Origin of the sequence: Hydrogenophaga sp. YM1 (assembly GCF_016903055.1) — a bacterium.
Taxonomy (GTDB): domain Bacteria; phylum Pseudomonadota; class Gammaproteobacteria; order Burkholderiales; family Burkholderiaceae_C; genus Hydrogenophaga; species Hydrogenophaga borbori.
In genome coordinates, this window is record NZ_CP070223.1 from 4355787 (window position 1) to 4382223 (window position 26437).

Genomic DNA, 26437 nt, shown 5'->3' on the forward strand with positions numbered 1-26437 from the left:
CGCAGCGTGGAGGAAGGTGACCGTGATCAGATAGTGAGGGTCCTGCGCCGAATTCCGTCGGCCACTTGGCAGGAGTTCCTGGCGACCTCCGGGGGGCGCCCCCTGCGCCGGCGTCTGCGTGCGATAGACGAGGCCCTCGCGGGCGTCGAGGCGACCGGTGCGGCCAGCAAGGTCGCGAAGGCGGCACGCATTGCCCATATGCTAGGGCACGGAGTCATGCAGGCTCCGAAGTGCGGACCCTGGATCCGCGAGCAGCTGCTGCGGCGTGCCTCAGGACCAGCATGGTCGCGCCTCCTGACTGCGTACGCCGCCCTGGACAGCCAGAAGACCATCGCTGTCCGCCGGAACGCCTCGCAGCGCGGCAGCACTCCGACTGCCGTCGCCGCGTACTGGCACCAGGGCGGCACATGGGCTCGGCTGTTCTGCGAGACGTTCGGACTGCCCGCCGTAGTCTGGCAGCGCAACGGAACGTTGCAGCTCAACGATGAGGACGTCGTGCCGTCCGAGCCGCTGCCGCCGCTTCACGATTTCCAGCGCGGCGCATATGCGCGGCTGCGCGAGCTGCTGGCGCGACGCGCCCGAGGTCGGACCGCATTGCTGTCCCTTCCGACCGGGGCGGGCAAGACCCGCGTCGTAGTGGAGGCCATCTGCGATCACCTTGCAGAGGCAGCCGGCAAGGGTGGCGCGGACACGGTGCTGTGGATCGCTCACTCCGCCGAGCTCCAGGCTCAAGCGTGGGAGTGCTTCCGGGAGGTGTGGCAGGTGCCTCCGCGCCGGGAGGGCAAGTCGTCCATCCGGCGTATACAGCCGCTTCGGCTGGTGCGCCGCTGGGGCGGACGGGACCCTGCCACGATCGGCGATGAAGGCGAGGGGCCGGAGGTGCTCATCGCAAGCGTGGACCAGCTCGCCAGCTGGTCCCGCCGATCGCCGGAGGCCCTGGAACGCCTGAAGCGCCGACGGTTCGCGTGCGCCGTCGTGGACGAGGCGCATGGCGTCATCACGAACGAGTTCCGCACGGTCCTCGAGGCCCTAGGATTCAAGGCCGATCGCCGGTGGCTTCCTGCCGGCGGGGCGCCGCTGCTCGTCGGACTGACGGCAACGCCGTGGCGCAAGGCGGACGAACAGGATGCGGCACTGCGCCGATTCTTCAGCAGCCATCTCGTGACGCCTGCGGAGCTCGGAACGAGGCCGGTATCCCGGCTGCAGGACCGGGGAATCCTCTCGCGCGTCATGGCGGAACGTATCCGGATTCCGTACGTGCCGCCGATGACGGCAAGACAGCGGGACCATGTCGAGCGGTTCCACGAAATCCCCGCGGAGTACCTCGACCAGCTGGCCAGGTTCGGCGAACGCAACCGCGAGATCCTCAGGCGCGTCAAGCGGCTCGGCTCGACGTGCAAGACGCTGGTGTTCGCCTGTTCCATCGAGCATGCGGACATGCTTGCGGCATGCATCGATGCGGCCTGCGGCGCGGGAACGGCAGCGGCGATCACCTCCGCCACGCCGCGCGCAGAGCGAGCACTCGTCATCGAGCAGTTCCGGGAGCGCGGCGGCCCTCGCGTGCTCTGCACGGTCGGCGTGCTTGCAGCCGGCTTCGACGCGCCGAAGGTCGGTGCGGTGGTCATCACGCGACCGACCATGAGCGCAGCGCTGTACGAGCAGACGGTCGGACGCGGGCTGCGCGGCCCGAAGAACGGCGGCACGCTATCGTGCAGGGTAATCGACGTGCAGGACGACGACCTGCCCGAGGGAATCCTCAGCTACGAGCGCGTCATCGGCCGTTGGTCGGAGGGCGGTACGGCAGCGCCGTCCCGGCGGGGGCAGCCACGATGACAGGCGACACTGCGACAGAGCTGCGGTCCTACATCGAACTCCACAACCACGGGCTGCTGAGTGCCTACACGGCGCACAAGTCCCTGATCCGCGAGCATCACGGGATCGAGCAGACGGTCATGGCCGGCGGCTACGGCTACCGCCAGATCCTGGAGCTGGTCCAGAACGGAGCCGATGCGATCCTGGAGGCGCACGAGTCCGGCTTTGCCGCACCCTCCCACAGCCGCGTCCAGGTGCTGCTCAGGGGCAGTCGCCTCTACGTGGCCAACACCGGAGCTCCGCTGAGCCATGACGGGGTCGGTGCGCTGCTGAGCTCGCATTCCTCGCCGAAGCGCGGCAACCAGATCGGCCGATTCGGGCTCGGCTTCAAGTCGCTTCTGGCACTCGGTGGCACGATCGACCTATTCACCCGGAACTCAGGCGCGATCCGCCTGGACCCGCCTCGCTGCCGACGAATGCTCAGCGAGAGGTTCGAGGTGGCGAACGCACCTGGCCTCCGGCTGGCGTGGCCGCTGGACGACCGCGAGCGCCTCGACGACCGTGAACTGGCCGGCCTCGGGTGGGCGGAGACGGTCGTGCGCGTCGGCGTCGAATCCGAGGAAACCCTTCAGCACCTGAGGCAGGAGATCCGGTCGTTCCCGGCTGAATTCCTGCTCTTCTTTCCCGTTCCCGTGGAGCTGGTGCTGGACGACGGCGACCAGCCGGCGCGCGAGCTCGGTGTCAAGCCGGACGGAGAGTGGCTGGTCCTGCAAGACGGCAAGGAGACCTCGCGCTGGCTTGTGGCGCGACGCGAGGTCCGGGTCGTCGACCCCAAGGCACTGGCGGATGCGACGCACATCCACGCGCGGGATTCGGTCCCAGTGGCGTGGGCCGTGCCGGTCGAAGGGCGGCGCGAGGAGGCCGGCCGGTTCTGGGCCTTTTTCCCGACGCATACGCCGACGTTCATGCGCGGCATCCTCAATGCGCCCTGGAAGCTGAACAGCGACCGCAATGCCATCATTGGCGGCGAGTGGAATCGCGCGCTCATGTCCGAGGTTGCGGCTCTCGTGGCCGAGACGATGCCGTCGCTTCGCACGGACGACGATCCCGCACTGCCGCTGGACGCGTTTCCGCGACAGCTCGATCGCCGCGACGACGATGCAGCCCCTCTGGTGGAGGCGCTCTGGAAGGCGATCGAGACAGCGCCAGTGATTCCCGATGCCACGGGAACGCTCCGACCTGCCGCCGCGCTGTTGAGACACCCTCGCGAAAGCGAGGAACTGGCAAGGCAGTGGCAGTCACTGGCGGGCCCGAGCACCGCGGCCGGGCTCGTGCATCCCAAGTGCCACGATCGTCTGCGGTCCGCGAGGCTGGACGCCTTGGCGCACCGGCTTGCTGCGCGACCCGATGAGCAAGGTGCGCGCAATCTCAAGCGATGCAGCGCCGCGTCGTGGTTTGCCGTCGTTGCATCGTCCGATGCGGCACGCGCCGTCGAGGTGCTCAAACTCGCAAAGGCATTCGCCGAGGACTGCAAAGCCTTCGAGTGGATGGGCGTTCGCGACGGCCTGCAGATCATCCCCGACACTGGCGGGGCGCTGAAGACGCCCCCTCAGGTCATGCTGGCGCCGGAGGGCACCCAGGTGGCGGGCCTGTCCGTGGTCGACGCGAGGCTTCAGTCAGATCACGAGGCCCGTTCGATCCTGACTGCGGTGCTCGGGGTGAGGCCGCTCGGCGACCAGATCTGGGACGAGCTCCTCTTGGAACGGCTGCACGCGGTTCCCCGCCAGCCGCCCGCAGCGGCGGACAGCGGCTGGCGCGCGTTCTGGGAGATGCTCAGGGAAGCCCCGGCGGGAGTCCGTGCCGACTTCATCCTGGCCCACCGCGGTCGCGTCCAGGTGAGGCGCGCGGACGGGTGCTGGACCATGCAGGACGATGTGCTTCTTCCAGGCGCGATCGTCGCGGAGGCCGATCAGTCGGTCAGCCGGCTGATGCTTGTGGACATGGGCACGCATGCTCGAGACCTGGATGCGCTCAGAAGACTGGGCGTGAAGCCGCTGCCAGAGGGGGATGTCGGCCCCGGAAGCTACGACAGTGTCGTCGGGCAATCTGTCGTCCTCAACGACTGGCTCGATCGCTGTCGTCGCCTGTACAGGACCACGCACTCGAACTCCGCGTCCTGGAACTACCTGGAGCCCGGCTTAATGGCCATGCCGGCGGGTTTCCGTCTGTTGCCCAGACTGGAAGGCGTTGCAAATGCGAGGCTGAGCAAGCACTACCTTGAGCGTCTGTCGAAGGGCGAGTTCCAGGCGCGTCTCAAGTTCGGGCACAGCACGATGAACGCCTACCCCAAGATCGAGGTGGAGCATCCGCTCGCCTGGTTCCTGATGCGCCATGGGTGTCTCGAGATCGGCGGGCAGGTGGTACGCCTCAACGCCGTTGCCGACCTCCGCGACAGCCCGATCTGGGCGCAGGTTCCCGGCTGGACCGATGCGATGCAGCCGGTCATCGAGAGGCTGGGTGCTGCGCGTCCCGTCGTGCCGTCCACGGCTGCCGAGCGGAGGATGCTCTGGCTTGCGCTGATCGAGACGCTTGCCAGGCCGGAATCGATCGCCGATCCGGCACTGTCGAGACTTTGGAGCGATGCGGCGGCCGATGACGTCGTGCCGCTGTCTCTGCCCGGCAGCAGCGGACCGGTGCTTCTGGTCGATGTCCTTGTGACGACCTCCATCGACCTCGCCCGGCGCGTGCGCCTTTCGGGGCGGGTCGTCGTGACGCTCGACGAGAGAACGCTGGAGAAGTGGCTCGAACAAGGTGCGCTGATCTGCAGGCCCTGGGCTACAGCGGCTCGTACAACCGCGTGGCGGCCTTTGCACGGGCCTGGCATGCGCAGCGCCAGATCGAGCAGCAGACCACCGGGCGTGGCACCTTTGTGCCCCTGAGCTTCGAGCCCGGCGAGGCGTTCCAGTTCGACTGGAGCGAGGACTGGGCGGTGATCGCCGGCACCCGCACCAAGCTGCAGGTGGCGCACTTCAAGCTCAGCCACAGCCGCGCGTTCTACCTGCGGGCTTATCCGCTGCAGACGCACGAGATGCTGTTCGACGCCCACAACCACGCCTTCGAGGTGCTCGGAGGCGTGCCCCGGCGGGGCATCTACGACAACATGCGCACCGCGGTGGATCGGGTGCACAAGGGCAAGAAGCGCGATGTCAACGCGCGCTTTGGCGCCATGGTCAGCCACTACCTGTTCGAGCCCGAGTTCTGCAACCCGGCAGCGGGCTGGGAGAAGGGGCAGATCGAGAAGAACGTGCGCGATGCCCGCCATCGCCTGTGGCAATCAGCGCCGGCGTTTGCCTCGCTCGCCGATCTCAACGACTGGCTGCTGCAGCGCTGCCAGGCGCTGTGGCACGAGATCGATCACAGCCGTCTGGGCGGCACCGTGGCCCAGGCGTGGGAGCGCGAGCGCTCGCAACTCATGCCCATGCCGCGCCCCTTCGACGGCTTTGTGGACCACACCAAGCGAGTCTCCCCCACCTCCCTGGTGCACTTCGAGCGCAACCGCTACAGCGTGTCGGCCTCCTACGCCAACCGGCCGGTGAGCCTGCGCGTGTATGCCGATCGGATCGTCGTGTGTGCCGAGGGGCGCTTGATCTGCGAGCACCCGCGCATCATCGAGCGACATCACCACGGCCTGGGTCAGACCGTCTACGACTGGCGCCACTACCTGGCGGTGCTGCAACGCAAGCCCGGCGCCTTGCGCAACGGCGCGCCCTTCGAGCAGTTGCCCGCCGGGTTCAAGCGGCTGCAGGCCGCGCTGCTCAAGCAGCCCGGCGGGGATCGGGAGATGGTGGAGATCCTGGTCCTGGTGCTGCACCACGACGAGCAGGCCGTTCTGGCCGCTGTGGAGCTCGCCCTGGAGGCGGGCGCACCCACCAAGACCCACGTGCTCAACGTGTTGCACCGCTTGCTCGATGGCAAGGGCGCGGTGCGTGCGGTCACCGCGCCGCAGGCGCTGCGCCTAGTGGTGGAGCCACAGTCCAACGTCGTGCGCTACGACCGCCTGCGGGAGGCTCGCCATGCGTCATGACCCCGCCATCGCTGCCGTCGTGATCATGCTGCGCGAGCTCAAGATGCATGGCATGGCCCAGGCCGTCTCTGAACTGGCCGAGCAAGGCGCACCGGCCTTCACGGCTGCCCAGCCCATCCTGTCCCAGTTGCTCAAGGCCGAGACCGCCGAGCGCGAGGTCCGCTCGGTGGCGTACCAGCTCAAGGTGGCTCGCTTCCCCGCCTACCGCGACCTGGCCGGCTTCGACTTCGCACACAGCGAGGTCAACGAAGCGCTGGTTCGCCAGGAGGCTCGGATTCGGTCTTCGTAGGAATACATGAACTACCTCCAGGTAGTCCAAGTTTTTAGCCGCACCCCCGGCCTACGACGCCGGCGCCAAGTGCGACAGCGTCTCCTCCCAAAGGTACTGCACAACGTCTGCCTGCAGCCGATCCTTGGGCGCCTTCTCAGCTTCTCGGCCTGGCTTCTCCGCCAGCTCGCGCTTCACGGCGATGAAGTCCGAGGGATGAACCGTGCGCATCAGAGCCATCTCACCGCGCGGCGAGACGACGACCTGCTCAAACCGGCGACCGGAAACCAATCGATTGCGCTACGTGTTCGAGAGCGTCAACGGCACCGCCACCGACACCAACCAGAAAGCCCGGCTGCTCTCCATCAGCGACCGCAACAGCAACACGCTCACCCTGAACTACAGCGCCACCTGTGGCAACCAGCTCTGCTCGGTGCGCCACCCTGTCCTTCATCCGACAAGATGAGCGCGTGCCGCGGGACTTGGTGCCCAGGATTGGGGAAGCGTGGGAACACGGTTTCGCGCTGGCCCGAGAGGTTGCCTCTCTGTCGCAACCTGCCTCATGAGCCGGCTCTTACCGCATGCATTGCGCTCCGAAGGCTTGCAGGTCTGCTCGTGACCGAGCGCCTCAAGGCGCTCGAGGTCGACATCGGGTCGCCAAGCGCTGGCTCAGAACATCGAGGCCGCACACGCTGGCGGTGGCCTGAAGCACATATGCCCGCGGTAGGCGGGCATACTTCGAGTTGCCGCCACGCTTCGAGCGGGCGGTTTCAGACGAGGTCACACAGGGACTTCGTCGACCTTGTGCTCGAACAACCATTCATAGCGCAGCCGCACTTTGTCGGGCGACCACTGCTCGTCGATGTACTGCGCAGCACCCACCGGATCGACCATCCGAGAGGGTCGGGCTCCTGCCTGCAGGCACGCATCCCGGCTCTCCCCTATCGCGCGCGCCAAGCGCTCATCACGGCAAGGTGCTCGGGAGTGTTCCTGAGAGCATCGAAGACCTCGAATTCCCGCATCAGCACTTCCTCCAAGGACGCGCGGTCCTCCTGCCGCATCAGCCTGCGCGTGGCCTGTATCGCCGGTTTTGACGCACCGGCCAAGCGCGCTGCCGCACTCTTCGCGGAGGCCAGTGTCGCCGCCGCTGAACCACCAGCCACCGCCCAGCCTGATCCCACGATCTCCTGCGCGCCGAGCTTCTCTCCCAGCAGCAGCGCACGCGTCGCAGCTCCGGATCCCACAAACCTCGGCAGAAGAACGCTGGCACCGAATTCCGGAGACAGCCCCAGAGAGCAGAAGGGAAAGGACAGCCAGGCATCGTCGGCGACATACACCAGGTCGAAAAGCATCAACATCGTCGCGCCAATCCCGATCGCAGGCCCTTGCACTGCGGCCACGATGGGGCGTTCGCAATGGAGCACGCTGCGCATGAACCGAAAGACGGGCCGGTCCTCGATGGGGAGCCTCGGCCCCCCTGCGGCCAATTGCGAGACGTCCTGTCCCGCGCAGAAGTATTCGCCTTCCGCCCGGATGAGAACCGCCGCAGTGTCGCCTTCCGTGTTGACATCGATGAGCGCACGCGCCGCTTGCTCATACAGCTCACCATTCAAAGCATTGCGCTTCGAAGGCCGGTCAAGGACGATTTCGAGGACGCCCAGGTCGCGATGAATATGGATCATTTCAATCGGTCTTTCCGCTATCTGTGCGAGCTCCACCCTACGCGTCGTGATCGATCTTGACCACGACCTTCCCCAATGCGGCCCTGGACTCGAGCTGCTCGATCGCCTCGGGCACCTGGGAGAAGTCGTAGGTTGCCGTCACCTTCGGTGAGATCACCCCCTGCCCCCACAACTGGAACAGGTGCTGCAGGTTGGTCCGCGCCACGGCGGGCTCTCGGGTCACCAACGTCTTCCAGTCAACCCCGATGACCTTGCGGCCGTTCAGCAGGACCAGATTGAGCGGAATCTTGGGAACTCCAGCGGTGAACCCGACCACGAGGTAGCGACCCAGTGAGGCAAGGCAACGAAGCGCAGGCTCCGAATACTCGCCGCCGACAGGATCCAGCGCCAGGTCGACGCCGGACGCGCCGGCCAACGCCTTGAGCTCGGCTGACAAGGCCCTTCTTCTGTTCGGCCGACTCCAGGCGCGGCGGATAGACGATCCCGGCCTCGGCGCCGCACGATTTCGCGAACTCCAGCTTCTCCTGCGATGAGACGGCCACGAGCACCCGCGCGCCGAGGGCCCGTGCCAAGTCGACCGCGGCGGAGCCTACGCCCCCGCTCGCGCCGAGGACCAGCACGGTCTCGCCCGCCACCAACCCTCCCGCGCTTCGCAGCGCGTGGTAAGCGGTGGCATAGGCGAAGAGGAAGGCCGCGGCATCGGTCCACGGTATTCCCGCCGGTACCTTCTGGCACCGGTCCGAGCCAATGGCGATCAATTGCGCCATCGCGCCGTGCACGCAGCGTCCGACGACCACGTCGCCGACGCTGAACCCGGACGCATCGGGGCCCAGGTCCGTGATCACGCTGCAGAATTCCCCTCCCGGAGAAAAGGGGCGGGCCGGCCGCACCTGGTACTGATCGCGCAAGAGCAAGCTGTCCGGAAAGTTAACGCCAACGGCCTCCACCTTCACGAGCAGGTCGCTGCCTTCGGCGACGGGAACGGGAATCTCTTCCAGCGCGAGGCTGTGCGGGCCGCCGGGCGTATGACTGAGCCATGCTTTCATGTCGATCCTCTGGCATGCCGCATGAAGCGACGCCCGCTTCGCGGGGAAGCGGACGCCGCTGCACCTGCACGGCCGTCTAGTTACGGGCAGCGTCCTTCGATGCGCGGTACTTGCTGATGAGGTTGTGCAGTCCGCCGGCGATGCCCGCTGGCATGAGGAAGATCACCGCGATGAGTACCACGCCATACACGACCCAAGGCGCATTCTTGGAAATGCTATCGGTCAACACCGGTGTGAAGACGAGGAAGACAGCGCCGTACAGGGCGCCGCTCAAGGTGCCCACGCCGCCGACGACGATCCCGATCACCAGCGAGATGGACAGGAATGCCGTGAAGGAATCGGGTGCGACAAACTGCACGGCGAGAGCGGACAACCCGCCGCCCACACCGGTATAGAGCGCCGAGATCCCGAATGTGATGGCCTTGTGGCGATTGATGTTGACGCCCATCGCTTCCGCTGCAGCCGGATGATCCTTGATCGCGATCAGCGCACGGCCGACGGCGCTGTGCACCAGGGCAGCAGCGATCAAGAACATGACGGCGGTCAGCACCACGGCGCAACAATACAACCACTGGTCCGCCGTCAGTTGCCATCCGAACGGCGCGTCCGGCTTGATCAGCGCCACGCCCTGCACGCCTCCGGTGAGCCCTTCAAACGGCCGTGCCTTGAGCAACTGGGGCAACGCCAGGGCCAGCGAGAAGGTCGCGAGCGCCAGATACAGCGCCTCGAAGCGCAGCGCCGGGAAGCCGAACAGATAGCCCACGACAAAGCAGAGCACGCCGGCCGCGAGCAGACTGAGGACGAATGAGAGCTCGTACCGGTCGACGAGGATCGCCACCGTGTACGCCCCGATCGCGAAGAAGGCCCCATGGCCCAGTGAAAACTGGCCGTTGTAACCAGTTAGCAGGTTGAGCCCCAGCAGTGACACCGCGTAGGCCATCAGCATAGTGCCCTGGAACAGCCGATAGTCCGGCAGAACGAAGGCCAGTGCCAGCGCGATCAGGCCCGTTGTCACTGTGGCGATGGCGCACGTCCGGATGGGCGACGAAGCACAGGAAAAGGCAGGCGTGCGGCTGGGATTGGATCCCTGCTGCAGGATGACGGACTCGGACCGCAACGATACGTCGTCGGAAATGGCAGGACTGCGTTCCATGGCTTACACACGCCTCACAACAGGTTTTCCAAAGAGGCCCCAAGGCCGGACAAGCAGCACGCCGACGATGATGACCAGGGCCACCGTGAGCTTGAATTCAGTTCCCACCAGATAGACGCTGGCCAGGCTCTCGACGATCCCCACCAGCATGCCGCCGACGACGGCGCCGATCGGGCTGGAGATGCCCCCCAGCACCGCGCCCGCGAACGCGTAAAGCAGAACGCCCCCCATCATCTCCGGGCTCAGGTAGACCACGGGCGCGGCCATCATCCCCGCGACCGCGCCCAAGGCCGCAGCGAGGCCCCAACCCAGCATCAGCATCGCACCCACGCTGATGCCCACCAAGCTCGCCGAATCCGGGTTGTACGCGGCCGCCCGAATCGCCAAGCCCACCTTGGTCAACCGGAAGAACAGGAACAGGACGACGACCGCCACCATGGTCACGAACACCGCGCCCACCGCATGGGCCGACATGTTGGGACTGCCGTACCAGGCATCTGACGGGAACGGGCTCGGGAACGCCTTCAAGGTATGTCCGAACACCCATCCCGCGAGTCCGTGGAAGATCATCAGCAAGCCGATGGACGTGACAACGATGGAGAGCTTGGGGGCGTTGTTCAGCGGGCGCAGGACGAAGTACTGGATCGCCATGCCGAGCGCGAACGACAGCGCGAGCGTGAGCGCGAAGGCGGCCCAGTACCCCAGCCCCGCCTCGATCAGCATCCAGGCGACGTAGGTCGAGAACACCGCCATCTCTCCCTGGGCGAAGTTGATGTGGTGCGTGGCCTGGTAGATGACAACCAGCGCGAGCGCCACGCTGGCATAGATGCCGCCATTGGGCAGGCTGGCAAGAAAATGGTCGATGAATGCTTCCACGTGCGAACTCCTATCCGCCCAAATACGCGCGGCGCACTGTGGCGTCGCCCTGAATGTCTTTGGCGGCACCGGACAGAACGATGCGACCCGACTCCAGCACGTACGCAAAGCTCGATACGCTCAAGCCCAGCGCGGCGTTCTGCTCGACGAGCAGAATCGTCATGCCGTCCGCCTCGTTGATCTTGCGCAGGATGTCGAAGATCTCGGCCACGATGATCGGCGCCAGCCCGAAGGACGGCTCGTCCAGCAGCAACAACCGCGGCCTGGACATCAGTGCACGACCGATCGCGAGCATCTGCTGCTCGCCGCCGGAGAGCGTGCCCGCCTGCTGCCCGCTGCGTTCGCGCAGGCGCGGGAAATAGCCGTAGATGCGCTCGATGTCGCCGGCCACGCCAGCACCATCGCGGCGCACGTAGGCACCCAGCCTCAGGTTGTCAGCGACGCTCAGTTCCAGGAAGGTTCCACGGCCGTCCGGCACATGCCCCACACCTTCGCGAACGATCGCCGCCGTGTCGAGGGCATCGATACGCCTTCCGGCCAGCGTCACGCTGCCCTGCGTTTCCACCTTCATGCGGCACAGCGCGCGCAACGTGGTCGTCTTGCCGGCTCCGTTCGAACCCAGCAAGGCCGTGATGGACCGCTCCTGCAGAGCAAAATCCAGTCCGTGCAGAACGCGCGAAGACGCATAGGAGGCCTGCAGGCCTTTGACATCAAGCAGCACCGTCATGCCTTCTCCTTGCCCAGATAGGCCGCGACCACATCGGGGTGGCGTTGAACGGCAGCCGGCGTCCCCTGGGTGATGGTCTTGCCGAAATTGAGCACCACCACGTGCTCGCACAGGCCCATGACCAGGCCCATGTTGTGTTCCACTAGCAGGACCGTCAGGCGAAACTGCTCGCGCACCCGGGAGATCAGCTGCGTGAGCCCTTCGACCTCTTCGTGATTGAGTCCGCAGGCGGGCTCGTCCAGCAGCAGGAGCTTGGGCCTCGCAGCCAGCGCACGCGCGAACTCGACCCGCTTGCGGGTTCCGAAGGGCAATTCCCCGACGGGTCGATGCGCCACCGATGCGAGGCCAAAGAACTCGACAAGCTCGCGCGCGTTCTCCAGCGCCTCCCGCTCCTGACGCCGTGCCGCCGGAAGACGCATGCTTGCGCCCAGAAAGCCCGGCTGCTGCCAGCCATAGCACCCCACCAGCACGTTCGACAGGACGTCCATGGACGGGAAGAGCGCGAGGTTCTGAAAGGTGCGACCGATGCCCGCGCCCGCCATCCCGTGCCGGGGCATGCTCTCGATAGACCTTCCGTCGAACTCGATGGAACCGCTGGCCCATGCGTACAAGCGGGAAAGACAGTTGAACAAGGTTGTCTTCCCTGCGCCGTTAGGACCGATCAACCCGCAGATCTGTCCTGGCTGGACGTCGAAGGACACGCCGTCGAGCGCCACCACGCCGCCGAAGCGCACGACGATGTCGTTGACGCTCAGCAGCGGCGCCGCCTTCGGCACCTGGCGGGGTTCCGCGCAGGGCCCTGTCGTTAGGGGCACCGCGCTCATCGCGAGCTCAGCACTTCGCTGATGGGCACCCACTGTTTGCCGTCAAACTGAAACAGCTTCTGTTGCTGGATGGACACCGTGTGCTCGGGCGTCGTGTTGACCGTGATGCCGGGCAGCAGCATGGGCACGGCGACCCCGCGCATGTTGGTCATCTGCTTCATGAGATTCGCCCGGGTCAGGTTGTCACCGCACTGCTTCACGGCCTGCTCGAACAGCTTGGCCATCACGAAGCCCATCGAGTACAGGCTGTCGTTGGCGTTGCTGCCGGGCAGGTATTTCGCCATGAAGTTGCGGTACTCGATCATCCCGGGCTCCGAGGCAAACGCCGGGTCGTTCGGGTCCATGCGGAATGCGACGGTGATGACGCCGACCGATCGATCCAGTCCGGCCGGTTCCAGGACGCTCTTGATGGACGCAGCGGCGTCGCTGATCATGTGGACCGGCTTCCACTCCATCTCACCCATCTTGCGGATGGCTTGCGCCGTGAACTTGATCGTCGCGATGTTGACTAACACCGTGGCACCTGCCCCCTTCATGCTGACCAGCTGGGTGTCGATGGACGGATCCGAGGCCTCGTAGCTCAGTTCTTTGACAATCAGCCGAGAGGCATTGTCGCCAAGGCCTGCGCGCAGGCCCGTCAGGAAGTCGCGTCCGAAGTCGTCGTTCTGGTAGATCACGCCGACCTTGGCGGTCGGGTGCTTCTGGAGGATGTACTTCGCGTAGATGGCGCCCTTGTCCCGGTTGTTCGGCTGGAAGCCCTGCGACCAGGGCCAGCGCTTGAAATCCGAGAACTGTTCTGCACCGGAGTTGATCAAAACCGACGGGATCTTCTTGGCATGCAGGTATTTCTGGGTCGCCGCGTTGGTCGGCGAGCCAAACGACCCGACGATCGCCCAGACCCCATCGTTCTCGACCATGCGGCGCGTCTCGTCGACCGCGCGCGGTGGGCTGAGCGAATCGTCGCGGGAGAGCAGGTTGATCTTGCGGCCGTTGATCCCGCCTTCTTCGTTGACCTTTTGGAAATAGGCCGTCATCGCCCGGCCAATGGGCGCGAAACCTGCAGCGGGGCCGCTGTACGGGATCGTCTGACCGATCTTGATTTCGGCGTCGGTGACGCCGGGATCGTAGATCTTCTGGGCCAGCGCTGGGAACGAAATCAGCCCCGCGGCAAGGATCCACAGCAGGTTGACGAATGGGGTTTTGCTTCTCATGGTTTGTCTCCAAAAAAGTGGCACTTTGTCTGCCTGCTCACAGGCTGGCTGGCGGCGCCCTCCTCTTCCTCTTGCGGCTGCAACCGGTGTGCTCGCTGCATGCATATGAGAGGGGAATCGACCAACCTCGTCGCCATCGCCGACGCAGCGCCCCGGACTGCGCTGAGCGGGACGCTGCGCCGGCAGTTGGCTTATTTGCCCTTGTTCTTGCCCTTGCCCAGGCCCAGGATCTCGCGAGCCATGACGATCTTCATGATCTCGGTGGATCCCTCCATCTGCTTGCACATGCGCAGGTGGTTGTAGAAATCGCCGAACGGGTAGTCATCGATCGCCAGGCCACGACCGCCCAGAACCTGCATGCAGCGATCCACCACGCGCAGGCCGGCGTCGATGCAGTAGCCCTTGACCATCGATGCCTGCAGGCGCGCTGCGGAGAAGCCACCGCGATCCACCATCCATGCGGCGTAGTAGGTGTTCCAGCGGATCGACTCCATGTCGTACTGGTTGTCGGTCAGCATCCACTGAATGGCCTGGTTGTCTCCGAGCTTGCCGCCGAAAACCTCGCGGGTCTGGGCATACTCGACCGCCAATTGCTGGCTGCGCTCCGAGACGCCGAGTGCCAGACCGCCGAGGCGCAGGCGGAAGCGGTTGAACTGGTGCTGTGCGATCTCGAACCCGGCACCTTCCTCTCCGAGCAGGTTCTCCGCCGGCACGATGACGTTCTCGAGCTTCACCTCCTGCTCGATGCCCCAGGTGCGCGCCAGCACGGGGATGTCGCGCGTTTTCTCGAAGCCGGGCGTGTCGTTGTCGACCAAGAAGATGCTGATGCCGCGGTAGCCCTTGGACGCGTCGGTCACCGCAGCTACGGCCGTGTAGGAGGCGCCATGGTGACCGGTGCGCCACATCTTCTTGCCGTTGAGCACCCAATGGTCGCCCTTGCGCACCGCGGTGGTCCGCATGCCCGCCAGGTCAGCGCCTGCTTCCGGCTCGGTGAAGCACATCGACCAGCCGGTCTTGCCCTCCAGGACCGGATAGAGGTACTTTTCCTTGATGGGCTCGGGCGCCTTGTACATGACCGGCCAGGGAGCGAACGGACCGCCCGGCATCTTGCGCGGCGACTTCGAGAACTCGGTGAGCACGATCACATCCTCCATCGCGCCCAGGCCCTGGCCACCGTATTCTTTGGGGACGATCAGCTTGGTCAGGCCGTAGTCGGCGAGCTTCTGCTTCAGGGTCGTGGTCAGCTCAGCGCTGTATTCAGCGGTCGTGATGGGCCACTCCTTGTAGAACGGAAGCACCTCCGCCTCGATGAAGGTGCGCGCCCGGCGCTGGAGGTCCAACTGGGATTCGGTCAGTTCAAAGTTCATGGTGAAGCTCGATGTTCGGGTTGATGGGATTCGGCGACGAGTCGTCAAGCCTTGGATGCGGCGCGGTACTGATCCCGGATCAGCCGCTTGAGCAGCTTGCCCGTGTCGGTGCGCGGCAAACCGGTGGCGAAGTCCACCGTGCGGGGACACTTGATGTGGGACAGGCGCTCGCGGCAGTACTCGATCAGCAGCGCAGCGGTTTCTTCCGTGCGCGCCTGCGGGTCCTTGAGTTCCACCACCGCCTTGACCTCCTCGCCGAAGTCCGCGTTGGGAACGCCGATGACCGCCACGTCGTGAACCAGGGGATGCCCCGACAACACGTTCTCAGCTTCCTGCGGATAGATGTTGACGCCGCCGGAAATGATCATGTTCGCGCGGCGATCCGTGAGGTACAGGTAGCCGTCCTCGTCGAGATGGCCGATGTCCCCGAGCGTCGCCCAGCCTTGAGGCGTGTGAGCATCCGCGGTCTTTGCCGGATCGTTGTGGTACTGGAACTTGGGGCCGCCTTCGAAGCACACCAGGCCGTCCACGCCAGTCGCGCACTCTTCCCAGTTCTCGTTGAGGATGTGGAGTGTTCCATGCACGGCCGGTCCGACCGAGCCGGGATGGGTGAGCCAGTCCTCCGGCGAGATCACGGTGGCACCCACTCGCTCCGAGCCGTTGTAGTACTCCCAGACGATGGGACCCCACCAATCGATCATGCGGCGCTTGACATCCACCGGGCACGGAGCCGCCGCGTGCAGCGCATACCGATGGCTCGACAGGTCGTAGGCATTGCGCACCTTCTCTTCCAGGTTGAGCATGCGGATGAACATGGTCGGCACCCACTGGGAATGCGTGATGCGGTACTTCTCGATGATGGACAGCACCTGCTCAGCGTCGAACTTGAGGAGGCTGACCACCGTGCCGCCCTGGGTCAGGGTACGGATCGAGAAGCGCAGCGGGGCCGCGTGGTAGAGCGGCGCTGGAGAAAGATAGATGCTGTCCTCGTCCAGCTTGAAGAACGAAATCCAGCCGCCGCTGCCGAGCGCCTGCTCCAATCCAGGATCGCCGGACAAGGCGTGCTTGATCCCCTTGGGTCGCCCCGTGGTACCCGACGAATACGCGAAATCAAGCCCGACCGCACGGTTGGGCAAGACGGGTCGCGGCCCGTCCGAGACGATGGAGCGGTAGGACGGCGCCTCACCCACAGCCTGGGCGTCGACCTGCAGCACCTTCAGCGCATCGCGCAGATCCTGCGGCAGGGCCTCGACCACGGCGCCAAAGCGCGCTTCGGTGAACAGCACCTTGGCCCCGGAGTCGCGCAGGATGTACTCCAGCTCGCCGGTGGTCAGGTGCGTGCTCACGGGCACGAAATACAGCCCCGCGCGCCGCGCGCCGAAGCAGACCTCGAAATACTCGAGGCGATTGCCAAGAAGAACGGCAACCACCTCGCCTTGTTCGAGGCGGCCGGCCAAGAAATGCGACAAGCGCGCAGAGCGCTCGTCCAGGTCGCGGTAGGTGAGCTGCTGGCCGGTTTCCGCGATGATGACTGCGGGCTTTTCGGGGTTCTTCTTGGAGAAGTGTGCGAGGGTGGTCATTTGAGGCAATGGCGGGTTGGTGCAATGAGCGGATGTTGTCGGGACTCACACCTCATCAAGGGTGACGACAATCTTTCCGAGTGCGGCACGCGATTCCAGGCGCGCAATGGCGTCGGGGGCAGCAGAGAGCGGATAGCGCTCCGTCACCTGAGGCTGGAGCAGCCCGTCCTGCCACATCTTGAGCAGGGCCTCCACGTTGCGCTTGTTCCCGCCAGGGTCCTCCTGGATGAACATGCGCCAATCGACCCCGATGATGTGGCTGCGCTTGAGCAGGGTCAGGTTGAGCGGCACGCGCGGGATGCCCGCCGTGAACCCCACGACAAGGTGGCGCCCTTCCCGTGCCAGGTTGCGCACCACAGGCTCGGTGTAGGGGCCCCCGACCGGATCGAAGACCACGTCGGCGCCGGCGGGAAGCAGCTTCTTAAGCTCGCCCGCGAATGCCTTCTGGCCATCACCGGCCTGCAGATCCCGGTCGTAGACCAGCCCAGCGGTGGCCCCCCGGGATTTCGCGAAATCGACCTTCTCGGGGGTCGATGCGGCGACGACGACATTGGCGCCCATGGCCCGCCCAATTTCCACCGCCGCAGCGCCGACGCCACCGGCAGCACCCAGGACAAGCAGGGTCTCGCCAGCACGCAGCTTTCCGGCGTCGTACAGCGCGTGGTAGGCCGTCGCATAGGCGAACTGGAAGGCGGCGGCTTCCGCCCTGGGCAGCCCGGGCGGGACCTTTACGCAGCGGTCCTGCGATAGCACCATGCGCTCCGCCATCGCGCCCCAGCCGCACCGGCCGATGACGATGTCACCGCTGGCGAAATCGGTCGCGTCCTCGCCCACGCCTTCGACGACGCCGCAGAACTCGCTTCCGGGCACCAGGGGGCGCGGCGGCTTGACCTGGTACAGATCCCTGATCAGCAGAGCGTCCGGAAAATTCACGCCGACCGCTTGGACGCGGATCAGCAGCTCTCCAGCCGCAGGCGCAGGAACCGGCCATTGCTCCAGCACCAGTGTTTCTGGCCCACCAGGTTCCCGACTTACCCAGACTCTCATGAAATGCTCACTTCTGCTCGTCATTCGACTTTGATGTTGATACGCCTGATCAGGCCCGCCCAGCGGGCCTGGCCTATGCCTTCTCCGCGGGCTGCCAGCCCTCCAGAATCTCTTCGACGTTCGCAACGGACGCCGAGAGACGGACTCGCGATGGAGAAACGGAGAAGCGCGGCGCCGGGCTCGGTTGCAGCTCGCCCGCAAGCTCGGTGAAGGCCTGACGCGCCAGAAGGTGCTCGTCCTTCAGACTTTCTTCGAGCGAGTTGACCGGGGCCACGCAGGCGTCGCAGTCGGCAAAAATCGCCACCCACTCGTCCCGCTTGCGCGTCAGGAAGAGCGGCTCCAGTGCTGAGATCTGCTGACCCCACAGCGACCGATCGTGCTGCCGAGCAAACAGCGAGGTCTCATGCAGTTGCAGCCGCTCCAGCAGCAACTTGTAGAACTGCGGCTCTATCGCGCCGACGGATATCGCCTTGCCGTCCTTGCAGCGATAGGTGCGATAGAAGGGTGCCGCCCCGTCGATCGTGTTGCTCCGTCGCTGGTCTTTCCATCGGCCCACATGGTGCAATCCATGCATCAGGGACAGCAGCGAGACGGTTCCATCGCAGATCGCACAGTCAACGACTTGCCCTGTACCGCTTTCGCGCGCATGCAGGACAGCGGCCAGCGTGCCCATCGCGAGATACAGGGCGCCCGCGCCGTAGTCCCCGACGACGTTGAGCGGAACAACCGGCTCGCAGTCCCCGATGGCATGCAAGGCACCGGCCACGGCGATGTAGTTGATGTCATGGCCGGCCTGAGCCGACCTGGGGCCGGTCTGGCCCCATCCAGTCATTCGGCCGTAAACCAGCCGAGGGTTGGTCGGCATCACCTGTTCGGGTCCGAGTTGCAGCCGCTCCATGACTCCAGGCCGGAATCCTTCGAGCAGAACATCGGCCGAGCGCACCAACGCGATAGCCACTTCCCGGCCCTCTGTCGCGCGCAAGTCGAGCGCGAGGGTGCGCCGACCGCGCAGCGTGGCCCCCTTCTCCATGTCATCGTGGCCGGGCCGGATGATTCGAACGACATCCGCCCCCATGTCCGCGAGCAACATGCACGTGAACGTCAGAGGTCCCAGGCCCGCAACCTCGACGACTTTCAAGCCCGCGAGCGGCCCCTCTAGGCGGCTACCTTCACGCGGCTTCACTGGATGTCCTCCCCGCCTTGGCGATGACAGCAAAGCATTCGTCCATCTCTCCGTATGAGACGGTCCATTCATAGCCGTCGACGATCTCACGTGCAGCGGTGCCGTCAACGTAGATGACATCGATCTCGCGCGTGAGGCCGTCGGGCAGGGCCTCGATCTGCCGGCGGTACTTCGAGGCGGCGAAGAGAACCTTTGCTTCGCAGTGCTCCAGAAGCTCCTGCATCCTGGACGTCTCGGCCGCGGAAACAGTGACGCAGGCGAGCCCGACGCGCCGTGCAGCCCATCGAATCTCGTGGTCGAGCAGGCTGTGGTCGATCAACAGAGCAACGCTGTCGCCCGGGCGCAGGCCGTCCTTCACCAGCGCTGCCCCAAGCCGCGCCGAGCGCTCGTGAAGGTGCAGATAGGTGATGCACTGCCCCGATTGCGCGTCGTGGGCGGCAATGTCCTGAGGGGACGCCGCGGCCCGGTTGCTCAAGTCGTCCATGCCGCGACCTATTCGTTGGTGATGTTGAAGCGCTTGATCAGCGCGTCCCAGCGGCGGAAGTCCTCGCGCATGATGGTTTCGAACTGCTTCGGCGTGGTGCCCGTCGGCTCGATGGCCAACTGCTTGAACCGATAGACCATCTCGGGCCGAGCCAAGGCCGCTTTCGTGTCTTCCGCGATGCGTTCGACGGTTTTCGCCGGCGTCCCCTTCGGCACGAACAGACCGTACCAGCCGACGATGTCGAAACCCTTCAGTCCGGCCTCATCCATGGTGGGCACACTCGGAAGCGTGGGCTGCCGCTTCGACCCTGTGACCGCGAGGATGCGCAGCGTGCCGTCATTACCCCGCTCCGCCGCCGTGGCCGTCGAAACGAAGCCGACATCCACGCGGCCGGTCATGATCTCCGGAATCATGGGTGCCTCGCCGCGGTAGGGTACGTGCGGCATCTCAGAGCGTGCGGCACTGCGCAGCAACTCGCCGAAGATGTGCCCGGTTGAACCGGTGCCGAACGATCCGTATGAGCCCCTTGAAGGATCGCTGCTCAAGGCCTGGACCAGCGACTGCACGTTTTTGTAGGGGCTCTTCGAGCCCACTGCCAGCCCCATCGGCTGCGTACCGATTTGCGTAACCGGAACGATGTCGGCGAACGGGTCGTACGGCAGCTTCTTGTACAGGCTTGCGTTCTGAATCACGCCCGTCAGGTGCATCAGGATCGTGTGACCGTCTGCAGGCGCCTTCATCAGCGCCTGCGTCGCGACGATGCCGTTGGCCCCCGAGCGGTTCTCGACCACGACAGGCACGTTCCATGCCTTAGAAAGCTTGTCGCCGAGTGAACGGGCCATGACATCGGCGGACCCTCCTGCGCCGTAAGGCACGATCAGCGTGACCGGCTTGCTGGGAAAGCCCGTCTGCGCAAACGAGGAGAGGCTAAAGGCGGCGGCTCCGAGCAGAACAATGAGCTGGGATCGTTGGTTCTTGTAGATAGCCACAGATGTCTCCTTCTACGAACTGGCTGGATATAAGCTTGAAGTCTATGGGTGGACCAAGAAATCAATATCATGTATGTGATGGAGGTATAGGTGGTAACCATGAGTGCCTGACTGCACCGCAGCGCAGCTTCGGTGAGGGCCAACCGGACGAAAGAAGATCCCTCCGCCGACTTACGCGACGCGGTGTCGCGCAGCCAGGGGCTTGCCGCGCCATGCCAAAGACGCTTCAAGGCTGCGCACGTGTTCGCCGGCCCCCGTGCACCAGGCGCTGCTGGCGCGGTCACTTGCTCGCACACAGGAGCGAGTTCGTCGCGTACGCGGGACGGGCCGATAGTTCACGCACAGTCTCACTCATGCATCTGCTGCTGCGCTTGAGGGGCTGCCAGGACTGACCGCCGCGCTGCTATCCGTCGGCGGGCAGAGCGATCCCAGCAGAACAGTGTGCCGGCGAGGGGCTCAACGCGTGATGCTGAGCGTCCAGGAGCGGGCTGCACGCAGCAGCAGTTGGAGAGCGCCGGCTCAGTAGCAATGGCGTCTCAGCCTCGCGCCAGCTTTGTGCGGTGTAGGCATGCATTGGCAATCAGAACGGCGCTGCGACGTCCCTACGAGCCCTGTCTGGCCGTCCGCATAGCCAATCAGTACCGGCTACCGTCCTGGGCTCCGGTTGAAGCTTGCCGATCCACACACCTGGGCAACGGCTCGCTGCGTGGCGAGCGCCGCAGGCCCGGCCTCCGAGATCAGCGTCTTGGCCAGCAAGTTGCAGGCCGGTCCACCACAGTTCACCGTATAGAGCTCGCCGTGCGGCCCGCGCATCGTGAATCCAATCGCGTTGATGTAGCGATGCCATTCCTAGAAGGAGCTTCCGTAGCCGCAGCGCTCGACATCGTCCACGGCACACGAAAGCATTTCGCGAACCGCAGGCCAACGCTTCGGCGCACCACGCCGAAAGCTTTCCAACAGTTCCGGGCGCGCCTCCGGCGCCGGCGCCGCGAAGTACGCTCGCCCTGACGAAGACGTCTCGATGTCGAGGCGGCCTGAAGGACCGCTAACGGCGCGGATGCCCAGGTTGGCCCGACCAACCTCACAGCTGCCCGCAGCCTGCCGCTGGCCGAGGCGTCGGGCATACGGTCCCGCCGAGACCTTCGCTACACCAGTTGGCGCGAAGCCCGGCCCACAGCTTCAGTTCGCCTTCCAGACCGGTGCCCGCTTTTCGGCAAACGCCGTGGCACCTTCGCGCGCATCTTGGGACGAGAAGACAGGGCCCGTGATCGTTGACTGCCGCTCGAACATGTCGACCTGGGGCCAGTCCGCTGACTCTTGGACGATGCGTTTGCTGGCCGCCAGGGCCAACGGGCCGTTGGCGGCCACCGCCTCGGCCATCTCCAGCGCCGTACCGAGGGCCTGGCCCGGCTCGGCCAGGCGATTGACGAGCCCAAGGGCGTGGGCGCGCTCGGCACTCAGTTCCGCGCCGGTCAGGATGCACTCCATGGCGATGTGGTAGGGCAAGCGCTTGGGCAAGCGCAGCAGGCCACCGCCGATCGCCACCAGTCCCCTCTTGACCTCCGGAAGGCCGAACCGGGCCGTGCGGGCCGCGACGATCATGTCGCATGCCAGCGCAAGCTCGAAGCCTCCTGCCACGGCGTATCCCTCGACAGCGGCGATCAGAGGCTTACGCGGCGGCTTCTGCGTCAGGCCGCAGAAGCCACGGCCAGGGACAAAGGGGCGCTTGCCTTGAAGAAAGCCCTTCAGGTCCATTCCGGAGCAGAAGGTCCCGCCCGCACCCGTCAGGACGCCGACCTGCGCCACCGGGTCATCGTCCAACGCATCCAGCGCAGCAACCATAGCCTCCGCCATTTCCCGCGTCGCTGCGTTGCGCGCCTCGGGATGACTCAGCGTCATGATCTGGATATTGCCCTGGATCTCGACCATTACCGTGGAAGCCATTCGATATTTCTCCTCAACAACGCGGCCGTTGAGCGGCCCAAATTTCGGCTGTTTCAAAGCCGCGCACTTACAAAGGCAGATGGCTGCGCGCCAGGTCGTGGGCGGATCGGCATCGTCATGCCGACAACACCGCCCTTGGAGGCGCTGGAAGCGGCCTGCCCGATCTGGCCGTCGTAAGCCCCACGCTGGCGGTGGAGATCAGCACGCCGCGCTTGCCCATGGATTCAGGCTCGTTCTTGGCCATCGCGTCAGCCGCCAGGCGGATCATGCTGAAGGTGCCGATCAGGTTGACCATCACCGTCTTGCTGAATACTGCCAGCGCGTGCGGGCCGTTCTTGCCCACCGTCTTCTCGGCCGGCGCGATGCCCGTGCAGTCCACCAGGCCGACAAGCTTCCCCAGCGCAGTGGCCTGCGCCACGGAGGATTGACCATCGGCTTCGCTGCTTACGTCGCAGCGCACGAAGGCGCCGCCAATCTCGTGCGCAACGGCGTCGCCTTTGTCGGTCTGCATGTCCCCAATCACCACCTTCGCATCCTTTGCCGCCAGCGCCCGTGCAGCGTCCTCGCCAAGGCCCGATGCGCCGCCCGTCACGATGAAAAACTTTCCAGCACTCTCCATGTCTATCTCCGGTGGTTGTAGTGAGGCGGCAACCAATCGCACCGCGCGGGAAACTTGCGAAGATGCCATGAGATGAAGCCATGAGATGAGGCCATCCGGTATCATGTACATGATGGATGCGCCTCCACTCGTGAAATCTGCGCAGCGCGTCTTGCAGCTGCTGGAGTTCTTCGCGCACGACAAGCGCAGGGCGACCGTCATGCAGGTGGCCACGGCGCTCGACTACCCCCAGTCGAGCACTTCGATGCTGCTGGGGACGCTGGAGACGCTGGGTTACTTGCGCTACGAGGCCTCGGAACGCACCTATATCCCCACCCTGCGAGTGATGCTTCTGGGCTCCTGGCTGCAGGACGAACTGTTCGGCTCGGGCAGCCTCATCTCTGCGATGAACGCATTGCGAGAGCGGACGCGTGAGACCGTAATGGTTGGCCTGAGGCAGGGCATCCATGTCCGGTTCATCCTTTCCCTTCGTGGCCCACGGTCGACGACCCTCCAGTATCCCGTCGGTGTCTTGCGGCCGGTCTGCCGGTCGGCCGTCGGCAAGATCCTACTGTCGGCATTGCCGAACTCGGAGATTCTGAAGATCGCCCGCAGGGCCAACGCCGAGGCCCAACCGGAGGACAAAGTGCCCACGGGCGAATTGATGACGGAGATCGCAGCCATTCGAGAGCGTGGTTGGGCGTTGACCGTTGACTATCCCTTGCCGGACAGGGCGACATTGGCGATGGCCCTGCCGCCAATCCCGGACCAACCGGCCATGGCGCTGATTGTGGGCACACGCAAGGCACGCATGGCAGAGAACCAGGAGCGATATGTGAGGGAATTGAGAGCGACCTGCGAAAGCCTGGCATCTCAACTGCGTGGAGACGTTCCGGGGTGACCGATATGCCTTCAATCGCCTCGGCGCTTCGCGCCTCCTACCAGCCCCGGAGCAGAACCTGTTCGTACACCGTGGCTCTGGCGCCCGCATCTGCCCGAGGGCACTTCCCGCCTTGTCAGTGGAGCTGGGCCCGACGCTCGGTTACTCCGTCTTCGGCATCAACCTCCGCCAGATCTTCTGGAAGATGCTCGAGCCCAAGTGCGCACTGCTTGGAGGCCACTGCCTTCGCCGCCGCCGCCATCACCACCTGATAGATCTCCCGCGGGCTCAACGGCGTGAGCGCCAGGATGAAGCGCTTGTCCGGCTCCGCCATGTTCACGCCCGATTGTTCGATCGCATTCCTGACCACGCTCCTGGCCACCTGAATCGCCTGCTCCGCACACGGCGACATGATCAGGAACTCCTTGAGTCGGCTGCGCAGCGTCGGCGCGATGAGCTGCGGGTAGTTGGCCGTCGCGATCCAGGAGATGAGGCTCGCATCGAGCTCCAGCTCCAGACTGTTGTCCCGCACATGGGCCGCCGAGACCGGCTCCAGCAGCGAGTGCAGCACCGTCGTCGGAGACATCGCCCGCCCGGAGGAAGACCCCATCGTCTGCGCCTTGTCCAGTTCGTCGAGGATGACCACCGGGTTGGCGCAGTCGCCCAGGCCCAGCAGCTCGAACACCAGGCCGTAGTGCGAGTTTCCCCAGGTCTTCTCGGACCCCAGGAAGGCGGAGGAGGTTTCGGCCTGGTCCATGGGGTGGCGGCGCACCGGCACGCCCATGGCCATGGCGAGCGCCTCGGTGAAGTGCGTCTTGCCCACCCCCGGCGGGCCGAAGAACAGCATAGGCGGCAGCCGCACCGGCTTTGAACTCACGCGCTGCAGCGCCACGTGGTTGGCGACGAACTCGATCACCTCGGTGAAGTGCGGGTGGTCCTGCTTGAGATCGAGGACGGTCTGGACCGAGCGCGGGATACCGACCCGGCGGTACGGTCCACGCTCGATCAGCAAGCGGCCAATGGCGTCGCTTCTTTTGACGACGTCTGTGTCCGCCGTATTGGCCGTACTGCGCAGCTTTTCCACAGCGTCGAGGGAGTAGACCTGCAGTCGGCGCTTCTTCGGCGTCTTCTCCAAGGCCAGGCGGAATGCTTCCGGATTGCCCTTCGGCCCACCGGCTTTGTCCGAGGCCGAGGCCTTCGCCTTCGCTTGCTCCTGTTCGAGCTTCTTCTTTTCCTGCTCGGCACGCTCCCGCTCGGCTTCATGTTGCTTTCGGTGCGCCTCCATCCGAGCCATGCGTTCTTCGGACTCGCGGCTGAGCTGGTCTTGCTCCTGTTGGAACAAGCGATCAACGAGCCCGATGGGCAAGTAAAGCTCCGGGATCCGGTGGTCCAGAGGCTTGAATGGCACGAACGTGTGCTCGGAAAAGTACTTCGCCCGCCCCGGCGATGGGGGCAACTCGAAATCCGCAGCCCGGGTTTCAGCGACAGGGCCATCCGCCTGGGCGTCTTTCTCCTCGATCTCCTGGCCCAGCTTGCTTTCCCGGGGCTCGCCGCCCTCCCCGGCCAGCGTCTGGCCCAAGGCTTGCGGATCGGGATGGCCTTGCGGCTCCGTGTTCGTGTCGCTGTGTCGGCCGTTGCTCGGCGCCTCGTGGGGCCAGTTCTTGTTGTCCATCATGTCAGGTCCCTCCCCGTTCACTTCAGCGCGCGCAGCTTGTTGTAGTGGCTGATGCGAATCTGCTCGATCGCAGGCGGCACCCCACGCGGACCGAAGCGCCGGCCCACCTGCCCCTTCTCGATGAAGGACAGCGCCACCTCGGCTTCGGGGCGTTTGCGGACGAGGTGTGCCGCCAGGCGTTGCAGCACCAGCACCGCCTTGGGACCGGCGTAGTGCAAGGCGTACACCTGCCGGTTGTGGCCGATGCGGCGTTTCACCTCATGGATGGTCCCTGGCACGCCCACGCACACCCGGAAGTGCTTCAGGGTCTGCAGACAGTTCTGCGTCACCTGCACCACCAGGCGGTAGGTGCTGGCGCGGTTGGGGTACGTCTGCTTGACGATGGCCACGCACCCGTCGCCATCGAGCATGCCGGCCGCCCAGGACAGACTGGGACGAGGCCAGGGGATGGAGCGGTTTTCATAGGCGCGGCGCTCGTGGTCGGGGATGCGCACCGGTGTCGGCTTCAAGCCCGCGCCCGAGAGCATGGCCAGGGACCACAACCCCGCGGAATCATCGACATCGCTGTCGTCGATCTCGGGCATCTCGGTGAGCGGGCCTTCGTCGGGTTCGTACGCCAGGTCGAGATCAGCTTGAGCGTCATCATGCGGATCGCCGCTCGGGTCGCCACTCACGTCGCCACGCACGTAGCGCTCAGTGGCCGAGGCAGCCGCATCGGCCACCTCTGCTGCATCCCCCGGCACCCTGGCCAGTGCCGCGGTCACCAGCGTCGGCACGGGCTCCAGCGGCAGCGGCTGTTGCGCATCAGGACGCGCATCGCGCAGACGGGCATAGGCTTCGCGGCGAGCCAGGCGCATGGCATCTCCGAAGGTCTGCGCGATGAGCGAGAACCTGGGGTTCACGGGGTTCTTGCCTAGCGGGCCGTGCTTGCTGCCGATGCGGTAGGGAAGCAGGGCATCAAGCCCGATGTGCAGACAGGAGCCTCACCCGCGAATGCCATCAGGGCC

20 protein-coding genes and 4 pseudogenes are annotated in these 26437 nt (G+C 65.3%); 5 read left to right on the forward strand and 19 right to left on the reverse strand.

Annotation, left to right across the window (positions count from 1 at the left end; genetic code table 11):
- Window positions 1-6 precede the first annotated feature (6 nt).
- The 3 genes and pseudogenes from JNX00_RS20460 to JNX00_RS20470 form a co-directional block, all read left to right on the forward strand.
- The gene (locus JNX00_RS20460) at window positions 7-1833 is read left to right on the forward strand and encodes a DEAD/DEAH box helicase family protein (RefSeq protein ID WP_204743522.1); all 1827 of its coding nucleotides are present in this window, start codon (window positions 7-9) and stop codon (window positions 1831-1833) included.
- A 2794-nt stretch (window positions 1834-4627) separates the two neighbouring features.
- A pseudogene (istA, locus tag JNX00_RS20465) lies at window positions 4628-5896 on the forward strand (IS21 family transposase); the annotation flags it as partial.
- Window positions 5886-6161: pseudogene (locus JNX00_RS20470) on the forward strand (ATP-binding protein); the annotation flags it as partial. The pseudogenes istA and JNX00_RS20470, both read left to right, overlap by 11 nt.
- 75 nt (window positions 6162-6236) lie before the next feature.
- On the opposite strand, the gene JNX00_RS20475 reads toward JNX00_RS20470, so the two are convergent.
- Window positions 6237-6455, reverse strand: coding sequence for a GSU2403 family nucleotidyltransferase fold protein (locus JNX00_RS20475; protein WP_204743523.1), 219 nt, complete (start codon window positions 6453-6455; stop codon window positions 6237-6239).
- Window positions 6456-6459: 4 nt separating this feature from the next.
- Here JNX00_RS20475 and JNX00_RS20480 point away from each other — a divergent pair, with 4 nt between their 5' ends.
- A complete protein-coding gene (locus tag JNX00_RS20480; protein ID WP_204743524.1) occupies window positions 6460-6630 on the forward strand; it encodes a hypothetical protein in 171 nt (56 codons plus the stop codon).
- Window positions 6631-7105: 475 nt separating this feature from the next.
- Here JNX00_RS20480 and JNX00_RS20485 read toward each other — a convergent pair whose 3' ends face one another.
- The 16 genes and pseudogenes from JNX00_RS20485 to JNX00_RS20560 form a co-directional block, all read right to left on the reverse strand.
- Window positions 7106-7882, reverse strand: a complete 777-nt coding sequence (locus tag JNX00_RS20485) for an enoyl-CoA hydratase-related protein (protein WP_204743525.1) — start codon at window positions 7880-7882, stop codon at window positions 7106-7108.
- A 1-nt stretch (window position 7883) separates the two neighbouring features.
- Entirely contained in the window at window positions 7884-8282 is a 399-nt protein-coding gene (locus JNX00_RS22540; RefSeq protein WP_345774093.1) for a zinc-binding dehydrogenase, read from the reverse strand.
- Between the two features lie 49 nt (window positions 8283-8331).
- A pseudogene (locus tag JNX00_RS22545) lies at window positions 8332-8892 on the reverse strand (zinc-binding dehydrogenase); the annotation flags it as partial.
- 76 nt (window positions 8893-8968) lie between these two features.
- Window positions 8969-10045 (reverse strand): branched-chain amino acid ABC transporter permease, encoded by a 1077-nt coding sequence (locus tag JNX00_RS20500; RefSeq protein ID WP_204743527.1) that lies wholly within the window; start codon window positions 10043-10045, stop codon window positions 8969-8971.
- Window positions 10046-10048: 3 nt separating this feature from the next.
- Window positions 10049-10921 (reverse strand): branched-chain amino acid ABC transporter permease, encoded by an 873-nt coding sequence (locus JNX00_RS20505; RefSeq protein WP_204743528.1) that lies wholly within the window; start codon window positions 10919-10921, stop codon window positions 10049-10051.
- A gap of 10 nt (window positions 10922-10931) precedes the next feature.
- Window positions 10932-11648 carry an ABC transporter ATP-binding protein gene (locus JNX00_RS20510; RefSeq protein WP_204743529.1) on the reverse strand — a complete coding sequence of 239 codons (717 nt, stop codon included), beginning with the start codon at window positions 11646-11648 and terminating at the stop codon, window positions 10932-10934.
- On the reverse strand, window positions 11645-12472 hold the full coding sequence (locus JNX00_RS20515; RefSeq protein ID WP_204743530.1) for an ABC transporter ATP-binding protein: 828 nt from the start codon (window positions 12470-12472) through the stop codon (window positions 11645-11647). Before JNX00_RS20515 ends, JNX00_RS20510 begins: the two co-directional genes overlap by 4 nt.
- Window positions 12469-13683 carry an ABC transporter substrate-binding protein gene (locus JNX00_RS20520; protein ID WP_204743531.1) on the reverse strand — a complete coding sequence of 405 codons (1215 nt, stop codon included), beginning with the start codon at window positions 13681-13683 and terminating at the stop codon, window positions 12469-12471. The genes JNX00_RS20515 and JNX00_RS20520 overlap by 4 nt, the downstream gene beginning before the upstream one ends.
- A gap of 191 nt (window positions 13684-13874) precedes the next feature.
- On the reverse strand, window positions 13875-15050 hold the full coding sequence (locus JNX00_RS20525) for an acyl-CoA dehydrogenase family protein (protein WP_204743532.1): 1176 nt from the start codon (window positions 15048-15050) through the stop codon (window positions 13875-13877).
- Window positions 15051-15094: 44 nt separating this feature from the next.
- A complete protein-coding gene (locus tag JNX00_RS20530) occupies window positions 15095-16630 on the reverse strand; it encodes an acyl-CoA synthetase (protein WP_204743533.1) in 1536 nt (511 codons plus the stop codon).
- Between the two features lie 45 nt (window positions 16631-16675).
- Window positions 16676-17632: an NADPH:quinone oxidoreductase family protein gene (locus JNX00_RS20535; RefSeq protein WP_239478196.1), complete on the reverse strand. Its 957-nt coding sequence runs from the start codon at window positions 17630-17632 to the stop codon at window positions 16676-16678.
- Window positions 17633-17750: 118 nt separating this feature from the next.
- Window positions 17751-18860 carry a CaiB/BaiF CoA-transferase family protein gene (locus JNX00_RS20540; RefSeq protein ID WP_239478197.1) on the reverse strand — a complete coding sequence of 370 codons (1110 nt, stop codon included), beginning with the start codon at window positions 18858-18860 and terminating at the stop codon, window positions 17751-17753.
- Entirely contained in the window at window positions 18847-19344 is a 498-nt protein-coding gene (locus JNX00_RS20545) for an AMP-binding protein (RefSeq protein WP_204743536.1), read from the reverse strand. Before JNX00_RS20545 ends, JNX00_RS20540 begins: the two co-directional genes overlap by 14 nt.
- 8 nt (window positions 19345-19352) lie before the next feature.
- On the reverse strand, window positions 19353-20333 hold the full coding sequence (locus tag JNX00_RS20550) for a tripartite tricarboxylate transporter substrate binding protein (RefSeq protein ID WP_204743537.1): 981 nt from the start codon (window positions 20331-20333) through the stop codon (window positions 19353-19355).
- A gap of 1179 nt (window positions 20334-21512) precedes the next feature.
- Complete coding sequence (locus JNX00_RS20555) at window positions 21513-22277, reverse strand: crotonase/enoyl-CoA hydratase family protein (protein WP_204743538.1); 765 nt, start codon at window positions 22275-22277, stop codon at window positions 21513-21515.
- 104 nt (window positions 22278-22381) lie between these two features.
- A pseudogene (locus JNX00_RS20560) lies at window positions 22382-22896 on the reverse strand (SDR family NAD(P)-dependent oxidoreductase); the annotation flags it as partial.
- 103 nt (window positions 22897-22999) lie between these two features.
- On the opposite strand from JNX00_RS20560, the gene JNX00_RS20565 reads away from it, so the two are divergent.
- Window positions 23000-23776, forward strand: a complete 777-nt coding sequence (locus tag JNX00_RS20565; RefSeq protein WP_204743539.1) for a helix-turn-helix domain-containing protein — start codon at window positions 23000-23002, stop codon at window positions 23774-23776.
- Between the two features lie 115 nt (window positions 23777-23891).
- Here JNX00_RS20565 and JNX00_RS20570 read toward each other — a convergent pair whose 3' ends face one another.
- Entirely contained in the window at window positions 23892-25430 is a 1539-nt protein-coding gene (locus JNX00_RS20570; RefSeq protein ID WP_204743540.1) for an AAA family ATPase, read from the reverse strand.
- A 17-nt stretch (window positions 25431-25447) separates the two neighbouring features.
- Complete coding sequence (locus tag JNX00_RS20575) at window positions 25448-26332, reverse strand: hypothetical protein (protein ID WP_204743541.1); 885 nt, start codon at window positions 26330-26332, stop codon at window positions 25448-25450.
- Between the last annotated feature and the right edge of the window lie 105 nt (window positions 26333-26437).